This is a genomic window from Pseudofrankia coriaricola (assembly GCF_001854805.1).
In the GTDB taxonomy this organism is placed as follows: Bacteria; Actinomycetota; Actinomycetes; order Frankiales; family Frankiaceae; genus Pseudofrankia.
Genome location: NZ_MBLO01000210.1, coordinates 187760 through 201926, shown reverse-complemented (window position 1 = coordinate 201926; position 14167 = coordinate 187760). Strand labels below are relative to the sequence as shown.

Genomic DNA, 14167 nt, shown 5'->3' with positions numbered 1-14167 from the left:
CGGGCGACGTGGACACACGCCCCCCGGCGGCCTAGAGCCTATCGGGTGATCAGCGTGACACCGGTCCCAATAGCCGCGGGTCGTCTGGTGGCAGTTGTCTGACTGCCACCAGACGACCCGTGAGCGGTGATCTGTGGTTATTCGCCCTGGCGGTACCCGAACCGCGGGCGGCGGACCGACGTGACCCAGCCAAAGACTGGCGACGGCGCATCGGCGCAAACGCCACGCAACCACGCCGTCGAGCCCCAGCCACGCCATCGAGCCCCAACCAGGTGGAACCACGGTCATATACCTGGACCCGGACCAGCTCGGGAGCAGGGTCCCTGCCGGATCGCGGAGCCGGGGTTCCTGCCGGATCGCGAAGCGATCTGGGAGGTCTGCTGGGAGGTCTGCTGGGAGGTCGGGCTCAGCGCCCGACGAACCAGCGCGAACCCGCCAAGGCTGGCGACGGCGCATCGGCGCATGCGTCACGCGACCACGTCATCGAGCCCCAACCAGGTGGGACCACGGTGATATGCCTGGACCCGGGACCAGCCGGGAGGGCGCTCAGCGCCCGATGGTCTGGCGGCGGGGAGGCGCGAAGCGCCGATTCCGCCCGCCAGACCCTATTTGTTGATCCAGGACATCATGGAACGGAGCTGCTCGCCGACCTTCTCGATCTGGTGGGCCTTGCCCTCCTCGACGAGCTTGGTGAAGTTCGGGCGGGCGGCGTCGTCCTCGGCGACCCATTCGCGGGCGAAGGTGCCGTCCTGGATCTCGTCGAGGATCTTGCGCATCTCGCCCTTGACCGCGGGGGTGACCACTCGCGGGCCGCGGGTGACGTCGCCGTACTCGGCGGTGTCGGAGATCGAGTAGCGCATCTGGGAGATGCCGCCCTCGTACATCAGGTCGACGATGAGCTTGAGCTCGTGCAGGCACTCGAAGTAGGCGATCTCCGGCTGGTAGCCGGCCTCGACGAGGGTCTCGAACCCGGCCTGGACCAGCGCGGACGCGCCGCCGCAGAGCACCGCCTGCTCGCCGAACAGGTCGGTCTCGGTCTCCTCCGTGAAGGTGGTGCGCAGCGTGCCGGCGCGGGTGCCGCCGATGCCCTTGGCGTAGGCGAGCGCGGTCGCCAGGGCCTTGCCGGTCGCGTCGGTCTCGACCGCGACGAGACAGGGCACGCCCTTGCCCTCCTGGAACACCCGGCGGACCAGGTGGCCCGGGCCCTTGGGGGCGATCATGAAGACGTCCACGCCCTCGGGCGGGGTGATCAGGTTGTAGCGGATGTTGAAGCCGTGGCCGAAGGCCAGCGCGTCGCCCGCCTTGAGGTTGGGCAGGATCGACTCGGCGTAGATCTTGCGGTGCGCGGTGTCGGGCGCGAGGATCATGATGATGTCCGCCTCGGCGGCGGCCTCGAACGGGGTGACGACCCGCAGGCCCTCCTCCTGCGCCTTCGCGCGGCTCTTGCTGGTCTCCGGCAGGCCGACCCGGACGTCGACGCCCGAGTCCCGCAGGTTCAGCGCGTGCGCGTGGCCCTGGCTGCCGTACCCGATGATCGCGACCTTGCGGTCGGCGAGGTCCTCCAGGTTGGCGTCGTCGTCGTAGTAGATCTCGACCATCGTGCGCGATCTCCTCGTTGCGTGTGGCGATCGGCCCGAAGGGCGCTGGCGCGCCCGCGGGCCGCTCCGCCTGGTCGGGCGCTGAGCGCCCTCCCTCGGTTGGTCTTGGGGCTGGGTGTAGAGCATCTGAGCGGAGCCAGGCTGTCAGGTTGCGTGAGCTGCCCGTAAGCCTTGGGCCGAGGTGTCCCGCGGTGGTGGCGCGCAGGTTGCGGGCCTCGACCGGAGGTGCGACCGGTGATCTTACCCCCGGCGGGCGGTCAGGCGGTTCTCTCCAGGGCGCGCAGGCTTCGGTCGGTGATCGAGCGGGAGCCTCGGCCGAGCGCGACCATGCCGGACTGGACCAGCTCCTTGATCCCGAACGGCTCCAGGACCCGGACCAGCGCGTCCAGCTTGTCACGGGTACCGGTCGCCTCGACGGTGACGGCGTCGGAGGCCACGTCGACGACCTTGGCGCGGAACAGGCCGATGAGCTCGAGCACCTGCGAGCGGGCGGCCGCGTCGGCGCGCACCTTGACGAGCAGCAGCTCGCGCTGGACCGAGACGTCCGAGTCCATCTCGACGATCTTCAGCACGTTGACGAGCTTGTTGAGCTGCTTGGTGACCTGCTCCAACGGCAGCTCGTCGACGGCGACGACGATCGTCATCCGGGAGATGTCGCTGTGCTCGGTCGGCCCGACGGCCAGCGACTCGATGTTGAAGCCGCGCCGGGAGAACAGGCTGGCCACTCTGGCCAGCACTCCGGGCTTGTTCTCGACGAGAACGGACAGCGTGTGGTGGGTGGTCACGGCGTCATTGCCCTTCCAAAGATCCTGTGGCGTGCTCGATCGAAAAACGCCGAGCACCAGGTCCGGTCTGTTCACGACGAATCACGAACCCAGCCACGCGGCGCGGAGGCGCGTCTCCGCGGAGCCCCGTCCATGAGCGCAGCGATGTGTCCTCGAGCGGGCCCTCGGCCTTGTTCTCGTGGGTTGGTGACGTGCAGCGGCAGGCGACCGCGCTGGGCGCGGAGGCGCGCCTCGCGGAGGCCCGGCCCCGAGCGAAGCGAAGGGGTTGGGCCGCAGCGAGGTCGCCGCAGCGCCCGTGAGCGGAGGAGGACGCGGCGCGGAGGTCCCTTGGGAGCGAAGCGAGCAAGGGGCCGGAGCGCCGCGCCCGGACGGAGCGAACCAGCATTAGATGTTGACCTCGGCGTCGCCGCTGTAGTCGAAGTCGGGAGCGAGGTCGCGGGCGACCTTGATGTCGTCGTTGCTTGAGCCGGCGGCGACCATCGGCCACACCATCGCGTCGGGGTGGACGACGAAGTCGATGACCACCGGCGCGTCGTCGATCGCCATCGCCTTCTCGATCGTGCTGTCGACGTCGGCGGCCGTTTCGCAGCGCAGCCCGACGCAGCCGAGCGCCTCGGCGAGCCGGACGAAGTCCGGGACCCGCTTCACTCCGGTGCGGGAGCTGGCCGGGTGGGTGCCGAGGTCGGTGTTCGAGTAACGCTTGTCGTAGAACAGCGTCTGCCACTGGCGGACCATGCCGAGCGCCCCGTTGTTGATGACGGCAACCTTGATCGGGATGCCTTCCAGCGCGCAGGTCGCGAGCTCCTGGTTGGTCATCTGGAAGCAGCCGTCGCCGTCGATCGCCCACACGGTCGTGTCGGGACGGCCGACCTTGGCGCCCATCGCCGCCGGCACCGCGTAGCCCATTGTCCCGGCGCCGCCGGAGTTCAGGAACGTGTACGGGTTCTCGTACGAGATGAACTGGGCCGCCCACATCTGGTGCTGGCCGACGCCCGCGGTGTACACGGCGTCCGGGCCGGCGATCTGCCCGATCCGCTGGATGACGTACTGCGGCGCGAGCGAGCCGTCCGTGGGCTCCGTGTAACCGAGCGGGTAGGTGCCGCGCCACCTGTTCAGCTGCTCCCACCAGCCGCCCAGGTCGGGGCGGCCCTCGGCCTGCAGCGCGCCGATCAGGTCGGCGACGACCTCCCGGCAGTCGCCCACGATCGGCACGTCGGCGGCGCGGTTCTTGCCGATCTCAGCCGGGTCGATGTCGGCGTGGATGATCTGCGCGTGCGGCGCGAACGTCGACAGCTTGCCGGTGACCCGGTCGTCGAACCGGGTGCCCAGCGCGATCAGCAGGTCGGCCTTCTGTAGCGCGGTGACGGCCGCCACCGAGCCGTGCATGCCGGGCATGCCCAGGTGCAGGTGGTGCGAGTCGGGGAACGCGCCCCTCGCCATCAGCGTGGTGACCACCGGGATGCCGGTCAGCTCGGCGAGGATGCGCAGCTCCGCGGCGGCGCGGGACCTGATCACGCCGCCACCCACGTAGAGCACGGGCCGGCGCGACGAGCTGATCATCTTGGCCGCCTCGCGCACCTGCTTGGCGTGCGGGCGGGTCACCGGCCGGTAGCCGGGCAGGTCGAGCGCCGGCGGCCACACCTCGTGCGGCAGCACCGACGTGACCGACTGCAGGACGTCCTTCGGCAGGTCGACGAGCACGGGGCCCGGCCGGCCGGTGGACGCCAGGTGGAACGCCTCGGCGATCGTGCGCGGGATGTCGTCCGCGGACTGGACCAGGAAGTTGTGCTTCGTGATCGGCATCGTGATGCCGCAGATGTCCGCCTCCTGGAAGGCGTCCGTCCCGATCGCGGGCCGGGAGACCTGGCCGGTGATGGCGACGATCGGCACCGAGTCCATGTAGGCGTCGGCGATCGGGGTCACCAGGTTCGTCGCCCCCGGGCCCGAGGTGGCCATGCAGACGCCGACCTTGCCCGTCGCCTGCGCATAGCCCTCCGCGGCGTGCCCGGCGCCCTGCTCGTGGCGGACGAGGATGTGCCGGACCCGCGTCGAGTCGTACAGCGGGTCGTAGGCGGGCAGGATCGCGCCGCCCGGGATGCCAAAGACAACGTCGGCCCCGACCGCTTCCAGGGAATGGACGAGCGACTGGGCTCCGGTGATCTCTCTAGTCATCTGCCGTCTTCCTTGACGTTGGCCGGGGGTGGGGCGGGCGCCGCGGCCTGGGCGCCGGGTTCCCCCCGGACCGGCATCGCCGATCGGGAGGCTTGCTGGGAGTTCAGGGTCTGGCCGGCTGGGCCTGACTCTCGTTCATACGTGGTGTCACCGAGTGCTGACGTTCCTGTGTGGCTGCGTCCTTGATGTCACTGAGGGCACTAAAAAGCCCCCCGTGCCAAGGGCACTGAGGGGCTGCGTACGAGTCGGTCCCAGACTGGCTGGGGCGGGTCGACTACGCACGCTCTCCGCGTACAAGAAGGCTCTGACGCACCCACCTACCTTGGCGGACGATCGCGGCGCGAGTCAAGTCACCTCCGCGAGTCGTCTGTGTTCTGGGACCTTGGCCACACCCGTCACGGCCGGAGCCAGGAGAGCCGGACCGGCGGCGCTGGGGCGAGGCGGTCTGGTCACGCGAGATTGAGCCGAGCGGAGTCGGCGTGGGGCGGGCTCTCCTGGCTGGTCCATAGCTGGACGAGCTGGACGAGGCCCGCGACTGGGGTAGTGTGTTGACGCCATGTATGCCTCGCTTCCTGTCTTGCAGCCGTCGCCGCTTCCGCGGCTACGGCTGGGCGGCCTGCTCCTTAGCTGCCGCGGCGGGGCCTGACTTTTCCGGCTGGCTTCCTCGTCGCGGAGTCTGCTCGCGCATACCCAGCCAAGTCACCGGCCTCGAATCAGGCTCCCCCCGCACTTCTGCTCCGCCCCAGACCACAGAGGTCGGGCGCGGCGCGTCCGAAGGCGGGGCGTGGAGCCTCCCGCCGCACCCCGGGTGGCCTTCAAAGCTGAGGGTCCCGACAGGAAGCAGATGCAGTGATCAACAACCCGCAGGTCCCGTCTGGCATGCCCATCGACAAGTACCGGCCGTTCCAGCCGGTACCGCTGCCCGACCGGACGTGGCCGAACGCCCAGATCACGAAGGCGCCGATGTGGTGCAGCGTCGACCTGCGCGACGGTAACCAGGCCCTGGTCGACCCGATGACGCCCGAACGCAAGCTGAAGATGTTCGAGCTGCTGGTCGGGATGGGCTACAAGGAGATCGAGGTCGGCTTCCCGGCCGCGAGCCAGACCGACTTCGACTTCATCCGCCAGCTGGTCGAGGGCGACCTGATCCCGGATGACGTCACCATCCAGGTGCTGACCCAGGCCCGCGAGGAGCTGATCGAGCGGACCGTGCAGTCCCTGGTCGGCTCCCGCCGGGCGCTGCTGCACCTGTACAACTCGACGTCCACGCTGCAGCGGCGGGTCGTCTTCGGCCAGGACCGGGCCGGCATCACGGAGATCGCTGTCCAGGGCGCCCGCTGGACCGTCCAGTACGCCGAGAAGCTGCTGGACGACCGCACCGACCTGCGCTGGCAGTACAGCCCCGAGTCGTTCACCGGCACCGAGCTCGACTACGCCGTCGAGGTCTGCGAGGCCGTGATGGACGTCTGGGAGCCGACGGCGGACCGCCCGGTCGTGCTGAACCTGCCGGCCACCGTCGAGATGTCGACGCCCAACGTGTACGCCGACCAGATCGAGTGGATGGGCCGCAACCTGACCCGGCGCGACGCGGTGGTGCTGTCGCTGCACCCGCACAACGACCGCGGCTGCGCGGTCGCCGCCGCGGAGCAGGGCGTGCTGGCCGGCGCCGACCGGATCGAGGGCTGCCTGTTCGGCAACGGCGAGCGCACTGGCAACGTCTGCCTGGTGACGCTGGGGATGAACCTGTTCTCCCAGGGGATCGACCCGATGATCGATTTCTCTGAGATCGACGAGATCCGCCGGACCGTCGAGTACTGCAACCAGCTGCCCGTGCACCCGCGGCACCCGTACGGCGGCGACCTCGTCTACACGGCATTCTCCGGCTCCCACCAGGACGCCATCAAGAAGGGCCTCGAGGCGATGGAGCGGACCGCTCAGAGGGTCTGGGAGGTTCCGTACCTGCCGATCGACCCGAAGGACGTCGGCCGCACCTACGAGGCCGTCATCCGGGTCAACAGCCAGTCGGGCAAGGGCGGCGTCGCCTACCTGCTGAAGTCCGAGCACGGGCTGGACCTGCCGCGCCGGCTGCAGATCGAGTTCTCCCAGGTCGTCCAGCGGCATACCGACGGCGAGGGCGGCGAGGTCACCGCCTCCGAGCTGTGGGACATGTTCCGCGCGGAGTACTTCCTGGACTCCACCGCGGGTCAGGCGGCGCTCGAGGTCGTCCGGTTCACGACGTCGGCCGGCGGGGGCGCGCGTGATGAGGTGAATGTCTCGGTTCGCCAGGACGGCGCCGAGAAGGTTCTCACCGGCGTCGGCAACGGGCCGATCGACGCGTTCGTCGACGCACTGTCAACCAGGGGCGTGACGGTCAAGGTGCACGACTACCACGAGCACGCGATCGGCGCCGGCGCCGATGCCCGCGCCGCCGCCTACCTGGAGGTCCAGGTCGAGGACGCCGCCGGCGGCAAGGTGTTCTGGGGCGTCGGCGTAGACTCGAACATCGTCACCGCCTCGCTGCGCGCCGTCGTCAGCGCGGTCAACCGCGCCGCCCGGGCCCGTGCGGAGGTCACGTCCGCCGCGGGCTGAGCCCAGGAACGCCAACCGTGTCGGATGGGCGAGCCTAGAGGCTCGCCCATCCGACACGCTCCGCATGGGTCGTGGATGACCGTGTCGGATTGCCAAGCCTCTAGGCTTGGTAATCCGACACGATTCGGAGTTGGAGCGGGCGCGCGAGAGACCGGGGACCTCTCTGAGCTGGGAGCGGGGCCAGTCCGGCCCTCCGGCTGGGCCGCTGACCGCGGCAGCGGGGCTCTCAGCCGTGTGCGGTTGGATGCTTTGCGTAGTAGCGGCTCGACGAGGTCGCTTGGGCCGGCGGTCCGTGTGCCGAGAGCGCTCGCTGGTCGGCGGATAGGCTGAGCAGCCATGAAGCTTGCGGTTATCGGTGGCGACGGGATCGGCCCGGAGGTGGTCGCGGAGGGCCTGCGGGTCCTTCGGGCGGTGCACGACAAGGTGGAGACCACCGAGTACGACCTCGGTGCGCGCCGTTGGCGGGAGACCGGCGAGACGCTGCCCGACTCGGTGCTCGGGGAGCTCCGGGGACACGACGCGATCCTGCTCGGCGCTGTCGGCGACCCTGGCGTGCCCTCCGGCGTGCTGGAGCGCGGCCTGCTGCTGCGCCTGCGGTTCGAGCTCGACCACCACGTCAACCTGCGCCCGGTGAAGCTGTACCCGGGGGTGACCTCGCCGCTGGCCGGCGACCCGACGATCGACATGGTCGTCGTTCGGGAGGGCACCGAGGGGCCGTACGCCGGTGCTGGGGGTGTGCTGCGCAAGGGCACCCCGCAGGAGATCGCGACCGAGGAGAGCATCAACACTCGGTTCGGCGTCGAGCGGGTCGTGCGCGACGCGTTTCGCCGGGCGCAGCGCCGCCCGCGGCACAAGCTCACCCTCGTCCACAAGAACAACGTGCTCACGAAGGCCGGCGACCTGTGGTCGCGGACCGTGGCCGAGGTCGCGCCGGAGTTCCCCGAGATCAGCGTCGACTACCAGCACGCCGACGCGGCGAGCATGTTCTTCATCACCAACCCGGGCCGGTTCGACGTGATCGTCACCGACAACCTGTTCGGCGACATCATCACCGACATCGGAGCCGCGATCACCGGCGGCATCGGGCTCGCGGCCAGCGGCAACCTTGACCCCTCCGGCGCGCACCCGAGCATGTTCGAGCCAGTTCATGGCAGTGCCCCGGACATCGCCGGCAAGGGCGTCGCCGACCCGACCGCCACCGTGGCCTCGGTCGCCATGCTGCTCGACCATCTCGGCCTCACCGCCGAGGCGGCCCGCGTCGAGCGGGCGGTCGCCGCCTCGCTCGCGGCCCGCGCCGCGTCCCCCGGCCAGCCGCTCTCGACCCGCGAGGTCGGCGAGGACCTGGCCGAGCGCTCCAACTCCGCCGCCTAGCCCCGGCCGCGAACCGTCTCCCCGTCGGCTCGGGACCCCGCGACGCCGACGGGCAGACGGTCCCGGGCTGGCCCTGGCCTCCTGTCCGGCTTCGCCCGACCAGCCCACCTGGTCGGGCGGCCCCGTGTCCGATCGATGGACGTCCGATATTCATCACTACTCCTCACCCGGACCCCGAACAGCTATCCTCGAAAGAGCCGTAGAACCGGTACGACGGCAGCCGGCAGGGCCCGACCACGGCGAAGCTCGGCCCCGTGCGGGTCACCTTGTTCGCTGACCATTAGTCAGCTTCCCGTGGCCCGCGATATCCGCCCGGGGACCCCCGGGTCCCCGGACCCCCGGTGTCGAGCTCCGCTCGACCGGACTTCCTGTCGGTGCCCTGCTGAGGAGTACGCCCGTGGCCATCACGCCTACCTCGAAGATCTGGATGAACGGGGAGTTCGTCGCCTGGGACGACGCTCGCATCCACGTCCTCACCCCGACCCTCCACTACGGCTGGGGGGTGTTCGAGGGCATCCGTGCGTACGAGACCCCTCGCGGCAGCGCGGTCTTCCGGCTGACCGACCACATCGCCCGGCTCTACCGCAGCGCCAAGATCTACATGATGGAGCCGGACTTCACCCAGGAGCAGTTCGTCCAGGCGGCCAAGGACACCGTCATGGCGAACAACATCCAGTCCTGCTACATCCGGCCACTGGTCTACCTCGGCTACGGCGAGATGGGGCTCAACCCGCTGCCGTCCAAGGTCGAGTCGATGATCGCCGTCTGGCCGTGGGGCGCCTACCTTGGCGAGGAGGCGCTGGAGAAGGGCTGCCGGGTCATCATCTCCAGCTGGCGGCGTAACGACGTCAACATCACCCCGCCGGCCGCGAAGGCCACCGGCCAGTACCTCAACTCGTCGCTCGCGAAGGTCGCGGCCATCAAGGGCGGCTACGACGAGGCGATCCTCACCAGCCCGACCGGCCACATCGCCGACGGCTCAGGCGAGAACGTCTTCATCGTCACCGGCCGCACCCTCGTCACCCCGCCGCTGACCGACGGCGCGCTCGGCGGCATCACCCGGGCCTCCGTCATGCAGATCGCCGCGGACCAGGGCTACGACGTGATCGAGAAGCACATCGTGCGTACCGATATCTACCTGGCCGACGAGGCGTTCTTCACCGGCACGGCCGCGGAGATCGTCCCGATCGCCGAGGTCGATGACCGCGCGGTCGGTACCGGCCGCCCCGGCCTGGTCACCCGCGAGATCGCCGAGATCTTCCACCAGGCCACCACCGGCCAACTCGACCGCTACAAGGACTGGAACGAATACGTCAGCGAGTAGGAATCGGCGCTTCGCGCCTCCCCTACTCGCTTGACCTCGGGCGCCGGGCGCCCGAGCGGCCTGGTTACGGGTTGGTGCGTATAGCTGTGGCTGGTCCCGGTTGGGGTCGATGGGCCGGGTGCGTTGGTCCGTTCGCGGACGGAGCGCCCGTCCGCCTCGCGACTCCGGACGCTTCGCGCCCGGCTGTGTGGTTGCGGCACCGGTGCTCATGGGCGGGGTTGGTCTGGTCTTGGTAGGGGGCGGTGAGGTGGGCACGCTGGCGTGACCACGAACGGCTCCGCACGCGCCCCCGGCTGGAAACAGCCGGGGGCGCGTCGCTTTGCGGCGTGTGTTCTGGCCCGCGGATGGCTACGCCGTAGCACCTCTGGGCAGGGCGTGGACCCCGCGGCGCGGTGAGCCGGCCGTGGCACGCGACGCGCCGAGTGGAATCGGGGGTCTGGTCAGATGGCGGATTGGACCTTACCTTGCCTCCATAGCCGATTTCACAAGCGCACAAGCGCCGTCCGGTCGGAGGTTCTCATGCGGGTTTCGGATGGAATGAGCGCTTTGGTGCTAATGATCGGTCCAGGGCACACCCTCCGGCAGGCGTCGCGGCTGATGGCCGGGCGCGGGGTCGGCGCGGCGGTCGTGCTCGACACCGACGGTGCGGGCTACGGCATCCTCACCGAGCGGGACATCCTGCTGGCGCTGGCCGCGGGCAAGGACCCGGACGTGGAAGTCTCCGCCGACCATCTCACCCGTGACCTTGTGTTCGCGGACCCGGACTGGTCGCTCGATACCGCCGCCGACGCCATGCTCCGGGGCGGTTTTCGCCACCTCGTTGTGACTGAGGGTGGTTCGGTGGCTGGGGTTCTGTCGATGCGTGACGTTGTGCGCTGCTGGAACCAGCAGCGCGTAACCACCTAGCGATGGCAGGTGTCGCCCCTGTTTGGCGCGAGGTTGGCGCATTTACGGCGCCGCACCCGTCAGAAACCCGATTCGGGCGTGTTCTGCGTGATGTGGGCAGCAAGAGACCGGTGAAAGCCGCTAACGTCTCGCCCATGCTCGACGACGACGAGGCGGTCGCGCTGCTCCGTGCGACCACGCTGCTCAAGGAACTTGACGAGGAGGACCTGCGGCGGCTTGCTGCCCGCGCGGTGACGCGCCGGTACCGGCGGGGCCAGGTTGTCTTCACTGAGGGGGAGCCCGCGGACACCCTGCTGGTGGTGGCCCAGGGCCGGTTGAAGGTGCTCACGAAGGCCGACGACGGCCGTGACCACGTGCTGAACATCCACGGCCCGCGAGAGACCATTGGCGAACTGAACATCGTTGAGCCGGGCACCCGGTCGGCGAGTGTCGAGGCCCTCGAGCCCAGCACCGCGCTGGTGCTCGACCGGACCGCCGTCTGGGAGCTCGTCAAGGAGCGCCCGGCGGTGGCCGAGCAGCTCATCCGCGCACTGGTCGCGCATGTGCGCCGGCTCACCGGGGCCAACGCGGACCTGGTGTTCCTGGATCTTCCACGCCGGGTCGCCAAACTGCTGCTGATGCGGACGCGCGAGGCCGGCCGGCCGGTCATCGAGCTGGGGCTCACCCAGACCGAGATCGCTTCGCTGCTCGGCGGTTCTCGCCAGTCGGTCAACCAGGCCCTGCGCGAGTTCGAGCGGCGTACGTGGATCCTCTCCGAGGGCCAGACGATCACAATTCTCCAGCTGGACCGCCTCCGTCGCTTCGCTGGCGACTAGGCCGTGTCTGACGGCCTCCGGCCACGCGAGGCTCCGCCATCATCGCCGCAGGGGTCCCCGGAAGATCGGCGCCAGCCGATCTTCCGGGGGAGCGGCTTTGGCCTAGGCCGTCCAGGCGCACGTTCTGGTGTCCCCGCGCGGTGCTGGAGGTGACGCGCGGGGCTCAGCCGCGCCCTGGGCAGGGCCTGGCTCGCCGCATTCCGTGCGGGCGAGTAGCCAGAGGCCGTCTGGCATTCGGGTGATTTCCGGCCTCACAGACCGGCGCTGAGCTGGGCAGGTTAACGGGGGCGACCTGGGACACAGTGGCGGCGTGTCGCGGGTGTTACGTCGTAAGGTGGACACCCGGCGGTGAACCCGTCTTCGTCGCGCGCTCCGGTCACCCGACCCTAGTGGGCCGGACGCGTGACGAGCCCTGGGAGACGGCCATCGCCAGGACCGGCCGCGATGGAGAGCCGACCGGTCCCGTCGACATCCGACGGGCGAGGGCACGTATCCGCGTTCGCCTCGCCGACGGATGGCTGTCCCAGGGATTACTGCGGGCCCCGGCCGGCGTGATGTTCTTCGCCCTTCGACGGTCCTACGCTTGGGAATCAGGCCGAAGGACGCGCGAGCAGGCTCGCCAGGCGCCCGCCCCGGAGGCATACAGGCGATACGGCCAGAGCACGCGCGACCATGCGGTTGGGTTGCGTACCCCGAGGCCTGTGGGCGAGACACCGTGAGAGGCGCAGCGTGCGGCCATATGACCCCGAGTCCCTGCACATCTACGACACGACTCTGCGGGACGGCACGCAGCAGGAGGGGCTTTCGCTCTCCGTCGCCGACAAGCTGGCGGTAGCCCGCCACCTCGACGACCTCGGTGTCGGCTTCATCGAGGGCGGCTGGCCCGGCTCCAACCCGAAGGACGCCGAGTTCTTCCGCCGAGCCCAGACCGAGCTCACCCTGCGTAACGCCAAGCTCGCCGCTTTCGGCTCCACCCGGCGCGCCAGCAAGACCGCCGCCGACGACCCGCAGGTGACCGCGCTGCGCGACGCCGGCACCCCGGTCGTCTGCCTGGTCGCCAAGTCCGACCGCCGGCACGTCGAGCGCGCGCTGCGTACCACGCCCGCCGAGAACCTGGCGATGATCCGCGACACGGTCGTTCATCTGCGCGCCGAGGGCAAGCGGGTCTTCGTCGACGCCGAGCACTTCTTCGACGGCTACCACGCCGACGGCGCCTACGCGCTGGAAGTGGTTCGTACCGCCGCCGAGGCCGGCGCGGACGTCGTCGTCCTCTGCGACACCAACGGCGGCATGCTGCCGACCCAGATCGGCGAGACTGTGCGCGCCGTGATCAACGGCACGGGGGCGCGCCTGGGCATTCACTGCCACGACGACTCCGGCTGCGCCGTCGCGAACAGCCTGGTAGCCGTGCAGGCGGGCGTCACCCACGTCCAAGGCGCGGCGAACGGCTACGGCGAGCGCTGCGGCAACGCGAACCTGTTCACCGTCGTCGCCGGCCTGGAGACGAAGCTTTCGACGCCGGTGCTGCCGACCGGCCAGCTGCGCGAGCTGGTCCGCGTCTCGCACGCCATCGACGAGATCACCAACTCGACGCCCGACACCCACCGGCCCTACGTCGGCGCGAGCGCCTTCGCCCACAAGGGCGGCCTGCACGCCAGCGCTGTCAAGATCGACCCGGACATGTACCAGCACATCGACCCGGCCCTCGTCGGCAACGACATGCGAATGCTGGTCTCCGAGCTCGCGGGTAGGGCCACCATCGAGCTCAAGGGCCGCGAGCTGGGCCTGGACCTTTCCGACGAGAAGGAGGCCCTCGGCCGGATCGTCGAGCTGGTCAAGGAGCGCGAGGCGAACGGCTTCTCCTACGAGGCCGCCGAGGCGAGCTTCGAGCTGCTGCTGCGCGACGAGGTGTACGGAGCCGAGCGCTACTTCACGCTGGACAGCTGGCGGGTCATCGTCGAGCAACGCCCGGACGGCGAGATCGTGAGCGAGGCGACCGTGAAGCTCACCACCGGCGGCGAGCGGCACGTCTCCACGGCCGAGGGGAACGGGCCGGTCAACGCGCTCGACAAGGCGCTGCGCGAGGCACTCGCGAAGGCATACCCGGGCCTCAAGGACGTCGACCTGACCGACTTCAAGGTGCGCATCCTCGACGGGCGGGAGGGTTCCGGCGCCGTGACCCGGGTGCTGGTCGAGACCAGCGACGGCCAGTCACGCTGGAACACCATTGGCGTCGACGAGAACATCATCGCGGCCTCCTGGCAGGCCCTGCAGGACGCCGTCACCCACGGCCTGCGTCGCCAGGGCGAACTCCCCGACCCCACCGCCGTCTGACCGTCTGACCGTCTGACGGCCCTGGACGGGCGTCAGACGTGACCCGCGCGATCGGGGGGTCGGGGGTCCACGTTCGCTTCGGGGCGTGGCCTTGTTGGGTCTGGGCGGTGGATGCCGACTGGCGGGCCTGGACGGCGGCCAGCCGGCCAGCCGTGAGTGCCCTTTGTCGGGCCCGGTGTTCCCTTGGGGACGGCGCTCATGTGAGGTCGGACCGGTGGAGGCGGTGGCGCCGCGGCCTGGACGGCCGCTGTCACCGACACCCTGAAGATCGGT

The 14167-nt window shown here is 69.9% G+C and carries 9 protein-coding genes; 6 read left to right on the top strand and 3 right to left on the bottom strand.

Going from position 1 to position 14167, the window contains the following annotated elements; translation table 11 throughout:
* Positions 1–605 precede the first annotated feature (605 nt).
* The 3 genes from ilvC to BCD48_RS23950 form a co-directional block, all read right to left on the bottom strand.
* Positions 606–1598 carry a ketol-acid reductoisomerase gene (ilvC, locus tag BCD48_RS23960; RefSeq protein ID WP_071050604.1) on the bottom strand — a complete coding sequence of 331 codons (993 nt, stop codon included), beginning with the start codon at positions 1596–1598 and terminating at the stop codon, positions 606–608.
* A gap of 257 nt (positions 1599–1855) precedes the next feature.
* Complete coding sequence (gene ilvN, locus BCD48_RS23955) at positions 1856–2383, bottom strand: acetolactate synthase small subunit (protein ID WP_071050603.1); 528 nt, start codon at positions 2381–2383, stop codon at positions 1856–1858.
* Between the two features lie 384 nt (positions 2384–2767).
* Positions 2768–4639 carry an acetolactate synthase large subunit gene (locus BCD48_RS23950; protein ID WP_083419095.1) on the bottom strand — a complete coding sequence of 624 codons (1872 nt, stop codon included), beginning with the start codon at positions 4637–4639 and terminating at the stop codon, positions 2768–2770.
* A gap of 795 nt (positions 4640–5434) precedes the next feature.
* On the opposite strand from BCD48_RS23950, the gene leuA reads away from it, so the two are divergent.
* The 6 genes from leuA (at position 5435) to cimA (ending at position 13894) form a co-directional block, all read left to right on the top strand.
* Positions 5435–7144: a 2-isopropylmalate synthase gene (gene leuA / locus BCD48_RS23945; RefSeq protein WP_071050649.1), complete on the top strand. Its 1710-nt coding sequence runs from the start codon at positions 5435–5437 to the stop codon at positions 7142–7144.
* A gap of 336 nt (positions 7145–7480) precedes the next feature.
* Complete coding sequence (locus BCD48_RS23940; protein WP_071050601.1) at positions 7481–8515, top strand: 3-isopropylmalate dehydrogenase; 1035 nt, start codon at positions 7481–7483, stop codon at positions 8513–8515.
* Positions 8516–8912: 397 nt separating this feature from the next.
* Complete coding sequence (gene ilvE, locus BCD48_RS23935) at positions 8913–9839, top strand: branched-chain-amino-acid transaminase (protein WP_071050600.1); 927 nt, start codon at positions 8913–8915, stop codon at positions 9837–9839.
* Between the two features lie 519 nt (positions 9840–10358).
* Complete coding sequence (locus tag BCD48_RS23930; protein ID WP_071050599.1) at positions 10359–10745, top strand: CBS domain-containing protein; 387 nt, start codon at positions 10359–10361, stop codon at positions 10743–10745.
* Between the two features lie 110 nt (positions 10746–10855).
* Positions 10856–11560 carry a Crp/Fnr family transcriptional regulator gene (locus tag BCD48_RS23925; protein WP_007516342.1) on the top strand — a complete coding sequence of 235 codons (705 nt, stop codon included), beginning with the start codon at positions 10856–10858 and terminating at the stop codon, positions 11558–11560.
* Positions 11561–12289: 729 nt separating this feature from the next.
* Complete coding sequence (cimA, locus tag BCD48_RS23920; RefSeq protein ID WP_071050598.1) at positions 12290–13894, top strand: citramalate synthase; 1605 nt, start codon at positions 12290–12292, stop codon at positions 13892–13894.
* Positions 13895–14167: the final 273 nt, after the last annotated feature.

Coding starts and splice junctions, on each gene's coding strand:
- ilvC (WP_071050604.1), bottom strand. CDS start 1,598: ATGGTCGAGATCTACTACGACGACGACGCCAACCTGGAGGACCTCGCC.
- leuA (WP_071050649.1), top strand. CDS start 5,435: ATGCCCATCGACAAGTACCGGCCGTTCCAGCCGGTACCGCTGCCCGAC.
- BCD48_RS23940 (WP_071050601.1), top strand. CDS start 7,481: ATGAAGCTTGCGGTTATCGGTGGCGACGGGATCGGCCCGGAGGTGGTC.
- BCD48_RS23930 (WP_071050599.1), top strand. CDS start 10,359: ATGCGGGTTTCGGATGGAATGAGCGCTTTGGTGCTAATGATCGGTCCA.